Source organism: Kitasatospora sp. NPDC001159, from assembly GCF_053598235.1.
This window is the reverse complement of the sequence record NZ_JBSFJV010000016.1, coordinates 72,928-87,695: the sequence shown is the minus strand read 5'-3', so window position 1 is coordinate 87,695 and position 14,768 is coordinate 72,928. Positions and strand designations below refer to the sequence as shown.

The following is a 14,768-nucleotide window of genomic DNA, read 5'->3' as shown; positions in this document are numbered from 1 at the left end:
ATTACAGTTCGCAGAACCCTGCCCTTCTCCTCCTGATATGGATACAGTCATGAGCGAATTAGCAGAGCACACGGACCCGCTGGCGGATCTCTCGGTCGACTACGTAGAGATGTACGTGGAACACCTGGAGACGGCTGCACTCACGTGGGTCGACACATACGCCTTCACTCTGGTCGGCTCCGGCGACTTCGCCGACCACCGGAGCGTCGCGCTGCGCCACGGACGGATCACCCTGGTACTCACTGAGGCGACGTCGGACGATCATGCGGCCTCGGCCTACGTCGCCTCCCACGGAGACGGTGTCGCCGACATCGCGCTGCGCACCGCGGACGTGACCGCGGCCTTTGACGCAGCGGTCGCGAACGGTGCCCGCGTCCGCTGCCCGCCGACCCCGCACCCGGGCGACGGGCCGACCATGACGGCTGTCCTCGGCGGCTTCGGGGACGTCGTCCACACACTCGTCCAGCGCGCTCCCGGGGCGGGGCCGGGACTGCCCGCCGGTCTCTCTCCGACGCCGCAGACCGGCGATGACCCGACCGACGTGGAACTGCTCGACATCGATCACATCGCGGTGTGCCTGAACACCGGCGATCTCGACCCCACGGTCGACTACTACCTGACGGCCCTCGGGTTCCAGCGCATCTTCGAGGAGCGCATCGTCGTCGGCAGGCAGGCCATGGAGTCCACGGTGGTGCAGAGCCCGTCGGGCTCGGTGACCCTGACGCTCATCCAGCCCGACCCCTCGGCGGACCCGGGACAGATCGACGAGTTCCTCAAGGCCCACCAAGGGTCCGGCGTCCAGCACCTGGCCTTCTCCTCGCCGGACGCGGTCCGTTCGGTACGGGCCCTGGCCGCCCGGGGCGTTGCCTTCCTCACCACTCCCTCGGCCTACTACGACCTGCTGGGCGAGCGGATCGACCTGAGCGAGTCCAAGGTGGAGGCCCTTCGGGCGACGAACGTGCTCGCCGACGAGGACCACGGCGGCCGGCTCTTCCAGATCTTCACTGCGTCGGCCCACCTCCGACACACGCTGTTCTTCGAGGTCATCGAGCGCCAGGGCGCCGAAACCTTCGGTAGCGCCAACATCAGGGCGCTCTACGAGGCCGTGGAGCTGGAAAGGACGGGGCAGCGTGGGCTATGGCGATGAGGTGGCGGTCGACCAGGCCCATTGCTTGGCCGACTTCGAACGCGCCGCCGCCTCGGCCCTGCCCGCCGACGTATGGGACTTCGTGGCCGGAGGAAGCGGCGCCGAGACCACGCTCGATGCCAACCGCAGCGCGCTGGACCGCGTAACACCTCCTCGGTGGCCGTCCACACCGGCGAGTTCCTCCCCTCTGCGACGACGTGGTCGTCGCTGGCGGCCCTGCGGAAGCAGGCCCGGCTTCCGCTGCTACTCAAGGGTGTGCTGGCGGCCGAGGACGCCTGCGGGCGGCCGAGCTCGGGATCGACGCGGTCGTGGTCTCCAATCACGGTGGCCGCCAGCTCGACGGCGCCGTACCCGGCGTCGATGCATTACCGGAGGAGGCGGCGGCCGTGGGGGACGGCTGCGACGTGCTGCTGGACAGCGGCATCCGCAGCGGCACCGACGTACTCAGGGCGCTCGCTCTCGGGGCGTCCGGTGTCCTGGTCGGCCGTCCGCTGATCTGGGGGCCTGGCTGCGGCCGGAGAGACCGGCGCACGCCGGGTGCTCGACCTGCTGGCCGACGAACTCCGCGACGCCCTCGGCCTGTCCGACCGCGACGGCGTCGCCGCGGTCAGGCAGCTCCGCACCTTCGTCCCTGCCTTGACGGCCGACTGGTCGGCGAAGTCCTCCTGCCACGCGGTGACAGGAGGACTTCGCCGACCAACTGGCCGCTTTCGGCGCTTGGACACGGCGACGGCGGACTATGCGCTCTCGGTGACCCCGCCACTCAGCCGAAGGGCCAGCTCCGACCACATCACCGCGTGCTCGTCGGCCAGACGGGCCACTATGCCGCTGCAGTGGGGCGGTACGTTGTCGATGATCCTCTGCCACTCCTTCGCGTTGATCGTGTGGAGATTGAGCAGCCGCAACAGGGTGCGTCCGGTCTCGCTCAGCCGCAGCGACGGATCCGCCCTGAGCCGTTGCAACAGGACGCTGTGGTCCTGCGCCGACGGCCTGTCATGTATCGCCGCGACGCCGGTACCGCGCTGCGGTGCCGAAGGTCTCGCCTCGGGGTTCGCTTGTTCCCTGCTCCGTCGGCCGGGCATCGGATCCTCTCCTCGGCGGAGCCGGCCTCTGACATCGCGGGCGGTCTCGGGGGAGATGCCGGCCATCCGGGCGATCTGGCGTAATGACAGGCCGGGGTTCTCAGCGATGATCTTTCCGGCGATCCTGCGTCCTGCGGCGGCGTTGATCGGGCGGACCCGACCGTCCTGGCCGATCCGGCTCTCCTCGGCGGCGGACACGGCTGGCAGCCCCTTGCGTATGTCGGCCACCGTGCCGGAGGAGAAACCGGTGACCGATGCGACCATCCGGTCCGACCACTGCGGATGCGACATGAGGATCCGCGCGGCCGCCCGCTTGCGGTCGGCCCTCGACAGAGGGAGGCCGTGGATGATGTTGGACTCGACTGCCAGCACGAACGCGTCGGCCTCACTGCCCTCGAAGAAGCTGACGGCGATGGTCTCCTGCCCGCGCAGTTCGGCCGCTCGCACGCGATGGAGACCATCGATGACGCGCATCGTCGGACGGTGCACGAGGATGGGCGGAAGCGGGGCCTGCACCACGGACAGCGCCTCCACGTGGTCCGGGTCCGCCCCCGAGGTCCGCGGTGAGTCGACTGTTGACAGTAAGCTGATCTCGACTTCGACTGACGTCTGCTGATCGATGTGTTGCTGATCTCGCTGCACTGCGGTCTCCCTCATAATCTGACTACCTGTACACGGATCTGTGAAGGCATGCAGAAAATCCCCCGTTGGAGCTGGGTTGCGTTCCGTACCGCGACGTGAACCAGGGAACGCCGTGGTGTCGGAGAGGTCATGCCGGGTCCACTCGCGGCCCTGCCGACAGCCACGTCATGCCTTGGCGCCACCACGGGCGGTCTCCAGCGGAGTCCCGGAAACGTCTGATCAGAGGGCGTTCCCGAACCAGATCACGCGGAACGTCGTGGAAAACGGGGGGGGATGCGAACCCCGTCGCGCTGAACATCGTGTCGCCACTGCGTACCCCTCCCTGACTCGATGAAATTCATCAGCACGGAGCGCCCCTGGGACGGTAACACCTCAGCCCGAATCGAAGAACTCCCCTGGTCTGCCACGGCTGTAATGGAAGCCGCAATTCCAGCCACGGCCGGCCCTGGAGTGCAAATCGGTGCTGGTTGCAGGCTTGCGCGAGGGCCCGATGGCGGCGGCGCCGGGCCATCAGATGCAGGACGCGTTCCCTTCTCCTACAGGAATCGGGCGATTTCGGGGCGGGTCAGCGGGAACTGGTCACCACCTGCACCGTACGGGACAAGTCCGCCGGAGGGGCATCCGACCTCTGTCACAGCCCAGGGAGGTGTCTTCCGCATTGCCCTCGCTGTGGACACCGACTGGCCGTCTCCAGAGCAAAAGGGTCCGCGAGCTGATCGCGACCATCGCTGAGGACGCCTGGACAGCGATCAAGTACCCGAAGGCGATCTGGGACAAGGACGAGGAACGGTGGGTCTCGGACGCAGAGGTCGCCGAGGTCGAGTACCCCGCGTTCACCGGCAAGGCGAAGAAGTATCTGGCCACGGCGCGGCTCCTGGTCCGCCGCGTCCGGCGGCTGGGTGACGCCCACGTCCCTGACGGGCAGGGCGAGTTGTTCAAGGCATACGGGGGGCACATATCGTCCGTGTATCGAAAATCGCATACGCGCTGGCAACGGCCGGTTGTCTTACCTGGTTGCATGTCTCGAACCCGGCCATGGCGCCATCGAACACGCCTCGCGGCGAGCTCGGTGGGACAGGTGGTGCGGTCCCCCGACGGAGTGCCAGAAAGCACCGGCGACCAGCGGTGAGCAAGAGTGAGCGAGAGCAGACGATGACCAGGGTGGACACGGCGGAGACCGGACAGGGAGGCCTGTCGACTGATGACGAAGCAACTCGGCCCGCGAGCAGTTCCGGGCTGGGGCCGTGGAGGCGCGGCCCGGTACTCACGGCGTGTGCGCTGCTGCTCGGACTGCTTTTGCTGCTGCACAGGAGCGTCACGGACTGGGCTGGTCTGGGCAGTCTGGTGGATACCTTCCTGCCGTGGTTCGGCCTGTTCGTCCCCGTGCTGTTGGCCGGGGCGCTATGGCGCCGTTCCGCCTCCGCGGTCATCGCGCTGCTGCTGCCGGCCATCGTGTGGGTCAGCCTCTTCGGCGGGCTGCTCCACGACAAGTCCCACCGAGGCAGCGATCTCACGGTGGTCAGCCACAACGTGGACGCCGACAACCGTGATCCGGCCGGCACCGCCCGTGACCTGGCCGCCTCCGGCGCGAATCTGCTGGCGCTCGAGGAACTGACCGACCAGGCCAAGGGCACATACGAGAACGAGCTGGCGACGGCGTACCCGTACTACGCCGTGGAGGGCACGGTCGGGCTGTGGAGCAAGCTGCCGCTGTCCGACACCCAGCCGGTCGACGTGCAGCCGGGCATGGCCGGGCCGCTGGACCCGTTCCGTGCGCTGCGCACCACGGTGACCACCGAGAAGGGACCGCTGGCGGTGTACGTAGTGCATCTCGGTTCGGTGAGGGTGATGCCCAGGGGCGGCTTCTGGACGGACACGCGGGACGCCGGCGCGACAAAGCTCGCTGAGGCCGTCGCCGCCGACCGCAGCGAGCGGGTACTGGTGCTCGGTGACTTCAACGGCACCATGGACGACCGTGCATTCGACGGCCTCACCTCTCAGCTGCGTTCGGCCCAGGACGTGGCGGGGGACGGGTTCGGCTTCAGCTGGCCGGTGACGTTCCCGATGGTGCGGATCGACCAGATCCTGGTCCGCGGCGTGGAGCCGAAGAGTGCGTGGCTGCTGCCGGCCACGGGCAGTGACCACCGGCCGGTGGCGGCCGGGATCAGCTGGTGAACGCCGAAAGCGGCCAGGCGGTGGTATGTCGTCGGCGTATGGAAATCCGCATACGTCAGGGCAACACCCCACTGCATTGACTGGCAGCATGTCCTACATGTCCTCCAGTGCACCAACACCAATCGCAGCCGGAAATCCGGTCGTCAGACCGATCAGCGCCGCCGAGCATCTGGCGTTCGTGCGGGCCCAGCGGTCGGTCAGCTTTCTGCAGACCCCGGCGTGGGGCCGGGTCAAGACCGAATGGCGCAGCGAGTCCCTCGGCTGGTTCGACGGTCGGCGCCTGGTCGGCGCCGGGCTCATCCTGCACCGCCCGCTACCGCGGCTCGACCGTCTCACGCTGGCGTATCTGCCCGAGGGCCCGGTCATCGACTGGAGCGGCGAGATCGGTGCGTGGCTCGATCCCCTGGCGGCGTACCTCAAGGAGCAGGGCGCGTTCGCGATCCGGCTCGGCCCGCCGGTGGTGACGGACGCCTGGAGCGCCGCCCAGGTCAAGGAGGGCATCGCCGACCCGGGGATCCGGCGGCTGACTGACCTGCCCGGACAGTCGGGCGACCCGGTCGGCGCCCGCGTGAGCAGCGGGCTCAAGGACGCGGGCTGGCTGCCACAGAACCCGGAGGACGGGTTCGGAGTCGGGCATCCGCAGTTCAAGTACGAGGTACCGCTGGCGGGCAGGTCCGAGGACGAGCTGCTCAGGGGCATGAACCAGCAGTGGCGCCGCAACATCAAGAAGGCGGCGAAGGAGGGCGTCGAAGTCACGGTCAGCGACGCGGGTCCGGAGGACCTCAAAGCGTTTCACGACCTCTACGTCCACACCGCCCAGCGCGACCACTTCACCCCCCGGCCGCTGCGCTACTTCGAGACCATGTTCGCGGCACTGAACGCCGAGGACCCCGAACGGATCACCCTCTACCTGGCCCACCACCAGGGCGACTTGGTCGCCGCCACGGTCCTGGTCCGCGTCGGGGCCCACGCGGTGTACTCCTATGGCGCCTCCGCCACCGCGAAGCGCGAGGTGCGCGGCTCCAACGCCTGCCAGTGGGCGATGATCCGCGACGCGCTCGCGGCCGGCTGCGACGTCTACGACCTGCGCGGCATCACTCCGACCCTCGACGCCGACGACCCTCACGTCGGCCTGGTCCAGTTCAAAGTCGGCGCCGGCGGCCGGGCAGTACGGTACGTCGGTGAGTGGGACCTGCCGCTGCGGCCGATGACCTACCGGGCCTTCGACCTCTATATGAGGCGGCGCGGACGCTGAACCGTACAGCCGACTACGCGAGCGCGGCGGCGACTTCGTCGAGGCGCGCGCCGCGGGATGCCTTGACCAGCGCTACGTCCCCGGCGGCGAGGTGGTCGCGCAGCCAGTCGACGGCCGCGTCCTTGCCGGCGAGGAGCACCGCCCGCTCTCCCGCACCGTCGGCGATGGGCCGGGCGGCCTCGCCGACGACCGCCACCACATCAGCCCGTTCGGCGGCGTACACTCCGACGGCGCGGTGCTGCGCCGCGCTGTCGTCGCCGAGTTCGAGCATTTCGCCGAGTACGGCGATGCGGCGTCCGCACTCGATGGCTGCCAGCGCGTCCAGGGCGGCGCGGGTCGAGTCGGGGTTGGCGTTGTAGGTGTCGTTGAGCAGCGTCGCCCCGCAGGCGAGGTCGCGCAGTTCCATCCGCCACGGCGACAGCGAAGCAGTGGTCAGCGCCGCCGTGGCCAGGCCGAGGGGAACCCCGGCCGCAAGTGCTGCCGCCGTGGCAGCCGAAGCGTTGAGCGCCTGGTGGGCGCCGACCAGTGGCAGCCTCAGGTGCGCCGAGGCGGCGGCGGTCCGCAGCGTGCAGGATGGCCGGCCGAGCCGGTCGAGGGCCAGGTCGAGTACCTGTACGTCGGCGTGGGCCGCCCGGCCGAAGGTCAGAACCGGACCATCGGTCAGCGCGCTCATCGCGGCCACCCTGGGATCGTCGGCGTTGAGAACGGCGGTGCCGCCGGGCACAAGACCTTGCACCAGTTCGCCCTTGGTCCTGGCGATGGCGGCGCGCGACCCGAACTCGCCGAGGTGGGCCAGGCCGACGTTGAGGACGACGGCGATGTCGGGCGAGACCAGGCCGGTGAGCCCGGCGATGTCGCCGACATGGCGGGCTCCCATCTCCAGGACGAGGAACCGGGTGGCCGCCTGGGCGCGCAGCATGGTGAGCGGCACACCGAGCTCGTTGTTGAGGGAGCCGGCCGTGGCGACCGTCGGTCCGGCGCCCGAAAGCACGGCCGCCAGCAGGTCCTTGGTGCCGGTCTTGCCCTGCGAGCCGGTCACCCCGACGACGGTCAGTCCGTCGCGCAGCCGGGCCACGACACGGGCGGCGAGCATCCGCAGCGCGGTCCGGACATCCTCGACGACGACGGTGGGCAGCGGCGTGGGCCGGGAGCCGAGCACGGCCACCGCACCGGCCGCCCCGGCCCGTTCCGCGTAGTCATGGCCGTCGGCATGCTCGCCGGCGAAAGCCACGAAGAGGCCGCCCGGCTCAGCCTGCCGGCTGTCGAGCACGGCCGGCGCGGTCACGGTCACGGAGCTGTCGCCCGCGACCTTTCCGTCCACGATTTCGGCGATCTCGTCGAGGCTGAGCTGGATCACGCGGGCTCCCCGGACATCACAACTGGTGTTTTGTCAGTCATGCCTCCAGCCAAGGGGGTGGGGCGTATCGCGTGTGTATCGAAAACCAAATACGTTCCGGCAACAGCACGACGCCTTGACTGGAAGCATGACCCACAGCGAGAAGACCCGTGTCACCATCTACGGGTGCGGTCCGGACGAAGCCGATCAGTTCCGCGAGCTGGCGTCCGGCTTCGGTGTGCTGCCGGTCATCACCGACGCCGCGGTGTCCGAAGCCAATAGTGAACTGGCCTCCGGCAGCCGGTGCATCAGCATCAGCCACAAGGCTCCTGTCACCCACGCCACGCTGCGTGCGCTCCGGGTGGCCGGCGTGCGCTACATCTCCACGCGGAGCATCGGGTACAACCACATCGACGTGGAATACGCGGGAAGCATCGGCATCGTTGTCGAAAACGTCTCCTACTCGCCGGACAGCGTGGCCGACTACACGCTGATGCTCATTCTGATGGCGGTAAGGGGTGCAAAATCCATCGTCCGCCGCACCGATATGCACGACTACCGGCTGAGCGATGTGCGCGGTAGGGAACTGCGTGATCTGACTGTCGGAGTGGTCGGAACGGGGCGTATCGGCGCGGCGGTCCTGGACCGGTTGCGGGGTTTCGGCTGCCGCATTCTGGCCCATGACACCCGCATCGTGGACCGCCCCGGCGCCGCCGTCGAGTACGTTTCACTCGATGAATTGCTGCGGCAGAGCGACCTGGTCACGCTGCATGCGCCGCTCACTGCGGCCACACACCATCTGCTGAACCGGCAGCGCCTGGCGCAGATGCAGGACGGCGCGCTGATCATCAACACCGGACGTGGCGGGCTCATCGACACCGAAGCCCTGGTGCACGAACTGGAGAGCGGCAGGCTGGGCGGCGCAGCGCTGGATGTCGTCGAAGGCGAGGAAGGAGTCTTCTACGCCGACTGCCGCAACAAACCCATAGAGAGCAAAGCACTGCTGCGCCTGCAGGAGCTGCCGAATGCACTCATCACCCCGCACACCGCCTACTTCACGGATCGTGCCCTGCGCGACACCGTGGAGAACTCTTTCATCAACTGCCTGACATTCGAAAGCGGGAATCAGCATGGGTAGGCTGAAGATCGGCATCATATTCGGGGGGCGTTCCGAGGAGCACCCCGTCTCCGTCAAATCCGCGCGGGAGGTGGCCCGGAACCTGGATCTCGAGAAGTACGAACCCTTCTATATCGGGATCACGAGGAGCGGTGCCTGGAAGCTCTGCGATGGGCCCGACGCGGAGTGGGAGAACGGCAACGGCCGCCCGGTCGTGCTGTCGCCGGACAGCGGGGTGCACGGACTGCTCATTCTGGAGCAGGGGGGCTGCAGCACGGTCCGTTTGGACGTCGTACTGCCCGTGCTGCACGGCACACTCGGCGAGGACGGCGCCATGCAGGGTCTGCTGGAGCTCTCGGGCATCCCCTATATCGGCTGCGACGTGCAGAGTTCCGCCCTGTGCATGGACAAATCCCTTGCCTATGCCGTCGCCAGAAGCGCAGGAATCGCCACGCCGAATTTCTGGACCGTCACGGCGGACGAGACCGTCGATCCCGCCCGGCTCACCTTTCCGGTCTTCGTGAAGCCGGCCCGATCGGGATCGTCCTTCGGCGTCACCAAGGTCTCCGCGGCAGAGGAACTTCCGAGTGCGGTGGAAACGGCACGGCAGTACGACTCGAAGGTGCTGATCGAAGAGGCTGTCCCCGGCAGCGAGATCGGCTGCGCCGTCCTGGGGAACGAGTCGGAGCTCTTCGTGGGCGAGCTGGACCGGATCGCACTCTCGCGGGGATTCTTCAGGATCCATCAGGAGAACTCCCCGGAGACCGGTTCCGAGAACTCCATAGCAATCGTCCCCGCCGATATCCCCGAGGAGTCACGGCTGATCGTCCAGGAGACGGCCAAGGCCGTGTACCGCGCCTTGGGGTGCCGCGGTCTCTCGCGGGTGGACATGTTCCTCAAGGAGGACGGAGAAGTAGTCCTCAACGAGGTCAACACCTTCCCCGGAATGACCTCGTACAGCCGTTATCCGCGGATGATGGCGGCCGCGGGCCTGTCGCTCTCCGAAGTGATCGACCGAACCGTCTCCCTCGCTCTGACAGGGAAGACGCGATGAAGGACGGCTTCGTCTTCGCGGACGACCTGGTGCCCGGAATACGGTGGGATGCCAAGTACGCCACGTGGGATAACTTCACCGGCAAACCGGTGGACGGATACCTGGCCAATCGAATCGTCGGTACGAGGGCTCTGTGCGCGGCCCTGGGGCGGGCGCGGGATCAGGCCGTATCACTGGGGTTCGGCCTGCTGCTCTGGGACGGCTATCGCCCGCAGCGCGCCGTCGACTGCTTCCTGCGCTGGTCGCAGCAGCCGGAGGACGGCCGGACCAAGTCGCGGCACTATCCCAATATCGACAGGGCCGAGATGTTCGAGCGGGGATATGTGGCCGCCAAGTCGGGACACAGCCGGGGCAGTACCGTCGACCTCACGCTTTATGACCTGGCCACGGATGAACTCGTTCCCATGGGTGGCGACCACGACCTGATGGATCCCGTCTCGCACCATGGCGCCCAAGGGATCACACCTGCCGAGGCACTGAACCGTCAGAACCTGCGGTCCATCATGGAGACCTGCGGTTTCAGTGCGTACGAGTGCGAGTGGTGGCATTACACGCTCGACAACGAACCCTATCCGGACACCTACTTCGACTTCCCCATCACATAGGTGCACGAGGTCGCCGACCGCTCCCTGCCTGGAACACCTCTGACAGGGCCGCCTGCCCGGAAGGCAGGCGGCCCTGTTGGGATGATCCGGCCCGACGCCGGCTGGGCGCCGGCCTCGCGTCAGACGCTGTGGTCCACGTTCTCCCTGGGAACCGGAGCCGGTCTGAGTCCCTCGTGGAATCCGAGGCGTTGCAGCAGTGGTCCCGTTATAAACGTGGTGGCCAATGCCATGACGACCATGGCGCTGAACATGCGGCTGTCCAGCATGCCGAGCCCGAGGCCCACGTTCAGGATGATCAGTTCCGTGAGCCCGCGGGCGTTGAGCAGGACGCCGAGCGTCATCGCCTCGGCCTTCGTGGCGCCGGTCAGGCTTGCGGAAGCGGCAGCGCCGACGAACTTCCCCGTACAAGCAACCAGCACGGCGGCGACGGTCATGATCAGACCGCGGCCGGCGAGCCCGCCGATGTCCACCGACAGGCCGGTCACGGTGAAGAAGACCGGCAGCAGGAAGAGACTGGTCTGCTCGATGCGCTCGACGACCTGAGGGGCCTGCGCCTGGAGGCGGCGGCGGGGTATCGCGGCACCGAAGGCGAAGGCACCGAAGACGGGGTGCAGGCCGATCTGGTTGGTCGCCCAGGCGGACACCAGCAGTCCGGTGACGAGGACGGCATGGATGAGAGAGCTGCCGACCGCCCGCGGCCGCTCCGGAGCCAGCAGCCAACGCAGCCCCGGTCGCACGGCGTAGAGGAGAACGACCAGGAACAGAGCCGACTCCAGCACCATCCGTGCCAGCGGCCACGCACCGCTTGCGGTGGCGATGACCACGACCACGGCCAGTACGCACCAGGCGAGGAAGTCCTGGACGGCGGCACAGGCGAGCGCCATGGCACCGATGCGGCTGCGCTGCATGCCGTACTCCGCGATGATCCGGGAGAGCACCGGGAACGCGGTGATCGACATCGCCGCCCCGAGGAAGATCGCCGGGGCGAGCATGCCATGGGTGCCGAGCTGCGACTTGTCGTACCAGGGAAACAGGAGAACGGCGAGCCCGGTCCCCAGCGCCAACGGCAGCGCCATGGAACCGAGTGAGACCGAGATGACCCGGCGGCCGTTTCCCCGGAGCCGGGCGAAGTCCAGTTCGTAGCCGATGCCGAACATGAACAGGACGAGTCCGAGCTGCGAGAGCGCCTGCAGGATCGGCCGTGCGTCCGCCGGGAACAACGTTTTGACGGGGTCGCCCGGGAGGAGGCCCAACAGGCTCGGTCCCAGGGCGACACCGGCGATGATCTCCCCCATGACCGCAGGTTGCCGGATGAGCTTGGCGAGCCGGGCGAAGACGAATGCCACGGCGAAGATCACTGCGAGGCCCGCAAGCACTTCTCCGGTTATGGCATCGCTACTGGAGCGGGCAATTGAAGAGTACTCCAAGGTGATCAGCTCTCTCCCTTTTCCGTCCGGCTACGACCACTGCCATTCGGCCCGGTCGAGCAGGTGGCCGGATTTGACTCCCTTGCGCGAGCACCATTCCTGGAACTCGGCGATCTGCTGGAGCTGATAGGAGTCCTCGTTGTAGCTGGTGGCCATGACGTGGCCGAGCCAGCTCTCCTCACCCATGGCGTAGATGTAAACCTCTTCGGCCCCCAGCTCGGTGACGATCGCGCTCGCCTGCTCCGCGTTGGAGCCGGACAGTCTGCGGGTGTCGCCCATCTTCTTCGGGATCGGCTGGGTGAACAGGGGCTGGTACTTCCAACTCATCGGCGCACCGTCGCACTCCATGCCGAGGAACGCGATGTCGACCCGTCCGAGATGCCGGCGGACGTAGCGGTAGAGGACCGGATCGAGGCCGGAGGAGTCCGCTCCCACGTAGACGGACTTCCCGCCGAGACGTATCCAGTAGGTCGACTTGGCGCGAATGTCGAGATCAGCGTGCTCCCCGAAGAACGGAGTGGCGACGATCTTCCCGTCGGGGAAGGGCACCTCGTCGAAGTCGTCCACCTCGATGACGGGGAACCCGAGGCATTTCAGGAAGAGCGCCAGCGACGGGTCGAACAGATTGCCGCGCGAGCTCCTCGGCACGACGAATGTGCCGACCCGGCCACGGAGCTGGAGCAGGGTCTCGGACACGAGATGGTCGGAATGCCCGTGGGTGATGAGGACGTAGTCGATGTGGTCGGGCAGGTCGTCATAGGTGTACCGGCCGGTCGCGCTGGTGTCGGCGCTGATGAACGGGTCCGTGAGGATCGACACTTCGGGCGTCTGCAGGAGGAGGCAGGCATGCCCCCAGTAACGGATCCGGGCTCCGCCCGTGACATGGCGGTCGGCGGCCAGCCCCGGCTCCGCGACCAGCAGGCGGGACAGCTGGGTGGCTTCCGCGTCGCCGAGCTCCAGCGCCTCGCGGAGCGCGGCCAGGGTGGTGGGCCGCACCCTGGAACGGAACAGCTCCGCGATGCCAGGGTGCCGGAAGGGGATGTCCAACTCCAGCACGTCGGGCGAGGGCAGCCGTGGGGTGCTCATCACGAACGGCCGCTCGATGCCTGTCTCCACCGAGAGTTGGACCGACTGGCGGTCCTCGGTGTAGGCCTTGCTCCGGTAGACCAGCGGCTCCAGGAAGTGCAGCGATGCCTGGTTGCCGGTGTCATAGGTGACTTCCACCAGGCCCGCCAGTTCGGGGGGCAGCTTCGGGTAGAGCGGCCTGAGGTCGTAGCCGGTCGCCTCCTCCCGAACGGTCTTCTCGGCCTCCGCGATCGCCTCGGCGAACCGGATCATGTCCGCGCGGTCGCGCCGGATGGCCGCCAGCAGCGCCTCGACCTCGCCCTTCCGCTTCTCCTCGACACCGACGAAGAATCCGCCGCGGAACTTCGGATCGCGGCTGCCTGAGAAGTGCCAGTCCGGGGTCTGCAGATAGGACTCCAGCATCGGAATCTGCCGGAAGGCCAGGTTCATGCTGGCCGTTACCGGAGCCGTCGTGTACAGCTGGGCGTAGAACCGATCGACCAGTGGCTCGATGATGGTGCTGGACCGGAGAAAGAGCCGTTCCTCAGTCACTTCTGCTCCTTACGATCGAGTGATTACCGGGCTGCGCCGGGCAGCCACTTCAATCCGTCGGGCGAGACCGCCAGCCCACCCGGGAACACCGGTTCCGCTGCCGCGAGCGCCGCCTCGCCGGACGACACTCCGGCGGCCAGATCCACGAACGACTCCGGTTCCGGGTGCTCGTCGCCGGCCATCGTGTGGAACGCCGTGAGCAGTTCGGAGAACGCCCCGAACTCGCGACGGTACCGCGCCTCGAACTCCGTCAGGGCGGTCCTCTCATCCAGATCGCCCGCGAGGACGCTGTTGATCGAACGGGCGGCCAGCAGGGCGCTGTAGGTCGCGAGATGGACGCCGCTGGAGAACAGCGGGTCGAGGGAACACGCGGCGTCGCCCACCAGGATCATCCCCGGGCGCCAGAACGTCGTCTGGTGGTAGGCGTAGTCCTCGCTGATCCGCAGCTTCCCGTATTTGCCGGCCGTCACCCGCATCCCCTCCGAAAGCAGATCCGAGATGGTCGGGCATTCGGCGATCAGTGCCTTGAACGCCTCCTCCCGGTCGTCCTGGAGCTTCTCGGCCCTCTCCCCGCGCACCACCGCGCCCACGCTGGTCAGCCCGCCGAACAGCGGGATGTACCAGAACCAGCCGCCGTCGAAGGTCACACTCAGGCCGTCGCCCGCATGCGGTTCCGGCAGCCGCTTGCAGCCGTTCCCGAAGTAGCCGGACAGCGCCAGGCCGCGGAAGGACTCCGCATGGTCGCGGGTGCCGCCGACGCTGGAGAACAGCGGGCTCTCCTGGCCTGTCGCGTCGATCACGAAACGCGCGCCGACCTCGTGCTCACCGCCGTCGGAGTCGGTGTACCGCAGGCCGGTGACCCGGTCGCCCTCCTCGACGACCGCGGTGACCGAGCACCCTTCACGGACCACCACGCCCTTGCGCTTGGCGTTGTTCAGCAGGATCTCGTCGAACCGCGTCCGATCCGCCTGGTAGGCGAAAGACGTCGGGCCGGTCAGTCTCGGTGACGCCTCGAAGGAGAAGGCCCACGGCTCCGGCCGGCCGCCCCACTGGAACGTCGCACCCCGCTTCACCGGGAAATCCGTCTCCGCCAGTTCGTCTGTGACGCCGAGCAGCCGGCACACCCCGTGCACGGTGGATGGAAGCAGCGACTCACCGACCCGGTAGCGCGGAAAGACCTCTTTCTCCACCAGGAGCACCCGGTGGCCCTGCATGGCCACCAAGGAGGCCGCGGTCGAACCCGCCGGCCCACCCCCCGCCACCACCACGTCGAACGCTTCTGCCGACATCTCTCACCATCTCTCGATCGAT

The 14,768-nt window shown here is 67.8% G+C and carries 12 protein-coding genes and 1 pseudogene; 8 read left to right on the top strand and 5 right to left on the bottom strand.

Going from position 1 to position 14,768, the window contains the following annotated elements:
* Nucleotides 1-37: 37 nt before the first annotated feature.
* Together hppD and ACWC9T_RS11260 are read left to right on the top strand one after the other, a co-directional pair.
* Complete coding sequence (gene hppD / locus ACWC9T_RS11265) at nucleotides 38-1,147, top strand: 4-hydroxyphenylpyruvate dioxygenase (protein ID WP_449820794.1); 1,110 nt, start codon at nucleotides 38-40, stop codon at nucleotides 1,145-1,147.
* Between the two features lie 72 nt (nucleotides 1,148-1,219).
* A pseudogene (locus tag ACWC9T_RS11260) lies at nucleotides 1,220-1,599 on the top strand (alpha-hydroxy-acid oxidizing protein); the annotation flags it as partial.
* Between the two features lie 285 nt (nucleotides 1,600-1,884).
* Here the strand turns inward: ACWC9T_RS11260 and ACWC9T_RS11255 are convergent.
* Nucleotides 1,885-2,871, bottom strand: coding sequence for a streptomycin biosynthesis protein (locus ACWC9T_RS11255; protein ID WP_449820793.1), 987 nt, complete (start codon nucleotides 2,869-2,871; stop codon nucleotides 1,885-1,887).
* A gap of 646 nt (nucleotides 2,872-3,517) precedes the next feature.
* On the opposite strand from ACWC9T_RS11255, the gene ACWC9T_RS11250 reads away from it, so the two are divergent.
* The 3 genes from ACWC9T_RS11250 (at nucleotide 3,518) to ACWC9T_RS11240 (ending at nucleotide 6,301) form a co-directional block, all read left to right on the top strand.
* Complete coding sequence (locus ACWC9T_RS11250; RefSeq protein WP_449820792.1) at nucleotides 3,518-4,000, top strand: hypothetical protein; 483 nt, start codon at nucleotides 3,518-3,520, stop codon at nucleotides 3,998-4,000.
* Between the two features lie 23 nt (nucleotides 4,001-4,023).
* Nucleotides 4,024-5,046: an endonuclease/exonuclease/phosphatase family protein gene (locus tag ACWC9T_RS11245; RefSeq protein ID WP_449820791.1), complete on the top strand. Its 1,023-nt coding sequence runs from the start codon at nucleotides 4,024-4,026 to the stop codon at nucleotides 5,044-5,046.
* Nucleotides 5,047-5,143: 97 nt separating this feature from the next.
* Nucleotides 5,144-6,301 (top strand): lipid II:glycine glycyltransferase FemX, encoded by a 1,158-nt coding sequence (locus ACWC9T_RS11240; protein WP_449820790.1) that lies wholly within the window; start codon nucleotides 5,144-5,146, stop codon nucleotides 6,299-6,301.
* Between the two features lie 13 nt (nucleotides 6,302-6,314).
* Here the strand turns inward: ACWC9T_RS11240 and ACWC9T_RS11235 are convergent, their stop codons facing one another.
* On the bottom strand, nucleotides 6,315-7,658 hold the full coding sequence (locus tag ACWC9T_RS11235) for a UDP-N-acetylmuramoyl-tripeptide--D-alanyl-D-alanine ligase (RefSeq protein WP_449820789.1): 1,344 nt from the start codon (nucleotides 7,656-7,658) through the stop codon (nucleotides 6,315-6,317).
* 127 nt (nucleotides 7,659-7,785) lie between these two features.
* Between ACWC9T_RS11235 and ACWC9T_RS11230 the strand changes: the two genes are divergently transcribed.
* From ACWC9T_RS11230 to vanX, 3 genes are read left to right on the top strand one after another with little or no spacing between them, the layout of a single operon-like run.
* Nucleotides 7,786-8,775, top strand: coding sequence for a D-isomer specific 2-hydroxyacid dehydrogenase family protein (locus ACWC9T_RS11230; protein ID WP_449820788.1), 990 nt, complete (start codon nucleotides 7,786-7,788; stop codon nucleotides 8,773-8,775).
* Complete coding sequence (gene vanA-Sc / locus ACWC9T_RS11225) at nucleotides 8,768-9,808, top strand: D-alanine--(R)-lactate ligase VanA-Sc (RefSeq protein WP_449820787.1); 1,041 nt, start codon at nucleotides 8,768-8,770, stop codon at nucleotides 9,806-9,808. The genes ACWC9T_RS11230 and vanA-Sc overlap by 8 nt, the downstream gene beginning before the upstream one ends.
* On the top strand, nucleotides 9,805-10,413 hold the full coding sequence (vanX, locus tag ACWC9T_RS11220) for a D-Ala-D-Ala dipeptidase VanX (RefSeq protein ID WP_449820786.1): 609 nt from the start codon (nucleotides 9,805-9,807) through the stop codon (nucleotides 10,411-10,413). The genes vanA-Sc and vanX overlap by 4 nt, the downstream gene beginning before the upstream one ends.
* A 119-nt stretch (nucleotides 10,414-10,532) precedes the next feature.
* On the opposite strand, the gene ACWC9T_RS11215 is transcribed toward vanX, so the two are convergent.
* The 3 genes from ACWC9T_RS11215 to ACWC9T_RS11205 form a co-directional block, all read right to left on the bottom strand.
* The gene (locus tag ACWC9T_RS11215; protein WP_449820785.1) at nucleotides 10,533-11,759 is read right to left on the bottom strand and encodes a cation:proton antiporter; all 1,227 of its coding nucleotides are present in this window, start codon (nucleotides 11,757-11,759) and stop codon (nucleotides 10,533-10,535) included.
* Between the two features lie 111 nt (nucleotides 11,760-11,870).
* Complete coding sequence (locus tag ACWC9T_RS11210) at nucleotides 11,871-13,457, bottom strand: MBL fold metallo-hydrolase (RefSeq protein WP_449820784.1); 1,587 nt, start codon at nucleotides 13,455-13,457, stop codon at nucleotides 11,871-11,873.
* Between the two features lie 23 nt (nucleotides 13,458-13,480).
* A complete protein-coding gene (locus tag ACWC9T_RS11205; RefSeq protein ID WP_449820783.1) occupies nucleotides 13,481-14,746 on the bottom strand; it encodes an FAD-dependent oxidoreductase in 1,266 nt (421 codons plus the stop codon).
* Nucleotides 14,747-14,768 lie beyond the last annotated feature (22 nt).